Genomic DNA, 2,864 nt, shown 5'->3' with positions numbered 1-2,864 from the left:
CGTCACCGGAAGACGATGCCGTCTCGAAATCGGCGTTCGGCGACGAGCTACCGGCTCCCCGGGGCTTCAGGATGCCCAATCAGCGTTCCGGTGAATAAGCCGGGAAAAAGCCACTCAGATTGGCAAGACCGTCCTGATCGAAGACATGATCCAGGGCGAAGAAATCCGGGTGTATTTCATTGGCGGTGAGTATGTGGCGGCCACAGCCCGCGTTTCTGCTTTCGTGATCGGGGATGGCCAGCAGACGATCGATGAGCTGATACAGGCGAAAAATATCGAGCGTGCCTACAATCCTGCCACGGCAAAGGCCTTGATTCAGGAGACGCCCGCGTTGGTGCGTCACGGCAGAAGTCGTCATGATATTCCCGCATCCGGTGAATGGGTGACGCTGGGCGACTCTCATATGGCGAATCAGGGGGCAGAGTATATTGCGCTAAGTCCTGGACAGCTGTCACCGGCCTTGATAGACGCCTGCCGGCAGGCCGCAAACCTGTTCCCCAGCGCCGTATGCGGTGTGGATGTGTTTGTGGAAGACATGACCGACCAGCAGCGCTTTTGGATGACCGAAATCAACGCGTCCACGCCGGCTATCAGTGCCCAGTTTCATTTTCCCCGGTATGGCGTCCCCACCGAAGTCGCCAGCCGCTTGATCGAGCATGCTTTCCACCATCAGGCCATGCCGGTTAACCCCGAGCCGGGCTGTCTGACACCGGCACCGCGTTGCGTTCCGTTATCCGATACGTTGACGATAGAAGATCGTCTCCAACAGCTGGCTGGCGAACGTAACTGGCCCTTTCATCGCCTGAAGCCCGATACGCTATTGCTGGGTGATCCTGCGGCCCTGATCTGGACACAGGGCCTGACGTCACGCACGCCGCTGGAAAGCCGACAGGTGCAGCGTGATAGTGCTTGGCTGGGCGAACGACTCAAACACGCGGATATTGCCCGCAAGGCCCCCAAAAAAGGGCAGGAAGTCACACTGCTACTTGGCAACCAGCACGTACTGGCCGCGTACGTCGAACATGCGTCACAGCGTATTGACGTTACCGAGCACCTTCATCAGGGCATCGTCGACATCGGCGCACGAGCCATGCACGCGCTATACCGTCCGGGCCACGCCACCGTAGTGCTGGTGGTCAGGGATGTACGCCAAAGCCCCGAGACGCAAGCCTGGGGCATCAAATCCCTTGAAATACAGCCTGATCTGTCCCGGTTTTACCGGGGGATTGATCAACCCCGCGACGTGATGGCGGCCCTGCTGGATATCTGGACACCGCTGCCGGCGCAAACGCTGACGCCCGAGAGTCGCTGGCTTCACATTACCGGTCACGTTCAAGGCGTGGGGTATCGGCAATGGCTGGCACAGCAAGCAACATGTCACGCCCTGAAGGCGCATATCCGCAACCTGCCCGATGGCGGAGTGGATGCCGTGGTGCATGGCCAGCCGGAAGCCATTGACCATCTGGTCACGCAATGTCGGCAGGGGCCGGAATCCGCACGTGTGGCCGATGTGCAGGTAGATGCATGGGACGGTGACGTTCCACAAGGCATCAAGATCCTGGATACCCCCGTGACGGCTTAGGGGAAAGCTCATGGCGAACACACGCTGGAAATCAGTGGCGCTGGACACGTTGCCGGAGCTGGCGACGTGGCAACAGGAAACCACCACCCAGGCACTGTTGGTGGACAGCGCCAGGGGGGATATCACGCGCTTCCTGTCGGATGTGGAAAGAATCGTGGGGCAGGACTTGCCCGACGGGTATCAGCGGGAAAAAGCCAGCCCGCCCTTGAAGGCATTGGCCCAACGGGGATACCGCAACCATGAACTGGCCCGCGCCTTCGGGTACGCCTGGCTCAGCGGCAGCGACACGCTTTACTTCCCGGATAAAGGGCTGAACCTCGTCGAGAACGGCTGGGTGATATACGGCGTCCCGTTGGTGGTCGTCAGCACCATCGCACTGACCGGGATGCAGGTATGGGTCCACATCAACCCCCGTGTGGGCGGCTATTTTTTCTACAGCTATGCACCGCTGATGCTGCCGGCAGCTCCGTTGTACTGGGTACTGCACAAGGGGCTCAAAGCGCTCTTGCAACGCCTCTATCGCCGGCCGGATGACGAAGACCAACACCATCCTCAGCGAGAGGCGGCCCAGGCGGCGCTGGTGTCCCATTCAGAGTAAAAGGTAGCGAGAGGGACAGAGCTGCGATGTCAAAGGCCAAGGAAGGCCATTATTCCGCTCGGAAGCCCGCCGTGAAGGTTATCCTGCTCACCGCCGGGATAAGCGGCCTAAACGCCCCGAGAAAGGGGCTTTTCCGTGGGTGTTGCCGTGATGTGCTAGACTAGAAGTTATTGCACAGGAGCACGCATGGCCACCAACCACCACGATACCGGGTACAAAGAGCTCTTTAGCCACCCTGAATTTGTCGAGCAGCTGATCGAGGGCTTTGCACCGAGCGAGATTGCCGCGTTGATGGACTTCTCCACGCTGGAGCAGCACAACGGCCACTACATTACGCCGCTCTACGAAGAAAAGATCGAGGACGTGGTCTGGTCCGTGAATGCCACGTGGGAAGGCATTACCCAGCGGGTCTACCTGTATATCCTGTTGGAGTTTCAGTCCAAAGTGGATTTACGCATGCCGCTGCGGATGATGCACTACGTCGCCAGCTTCCATGACCATCTGATCAAAAACGGCGTCACCACGGCCAAGAAAGGGTTCCCGCCGGTATTCCCGATCGTGCTTTATAATGGCAACCAGCCCTGGACAGCGGCGGAAGATGTCTACGAGATGGTAAGCCCCAAGCCGCCGAGCTTCCTGCGCGCCTTTCAGCCGCATTTGCGCTATTATCTGGTAGAAGAACGT

The 2,864-nt window shown here is 59.1% G+C and carries 3 protein-coding genes; all 3 read left to right on the top strand.

The genetic code is table 11. The annotated features are described in order from the left end of the window. The first annotated feature begins 145 nt into the window (after positions 1-145). Positions 146-1,582 (top strand): acylphosphatase, encoded by a 1,437-nt coding sequence (locus ABD654_RS05685; RefSeq protein ID WP_344703143.1) that lies wholly within the window; start codon positions 146-148, stop codon positions 1,580-1,582. 10 nt (positions 1,583-1,592) lie between these two features. After that, a complete protein-coding gene (locus ABD654_RS05680) occupies positions 1,593-2,180 on the top strand; it encodes a hypothetical protein (protein WP_344703141.1) in 588 nt (195 codons plus the stop codon). Between the two features lie 186 nt (positions 2,181-2,366). Then, positions 2,367-2,864: Rpn family recombination-promoting nuclease/putative transposase (locus tag ABD654_RS05675; protein ID WP_344703139.1), on the top strand; the 498-nt coding region annotated here is incomplete at its 3' end.

It is taken from the genome of Halomonas cibimaris (genome assembly GCF_039537045.1).
Lineage (GTDB): Bacteria > Pseudomonadota > Gammaproteobacteria > Pseudomonadales > Halomonadaceae > Vreelandella > Vreelandella cibimaris.
Note: the sequence above shows the minus strand (reverse complement) of the source record. Positions and strands in the feature narration are given on the sequence as shown.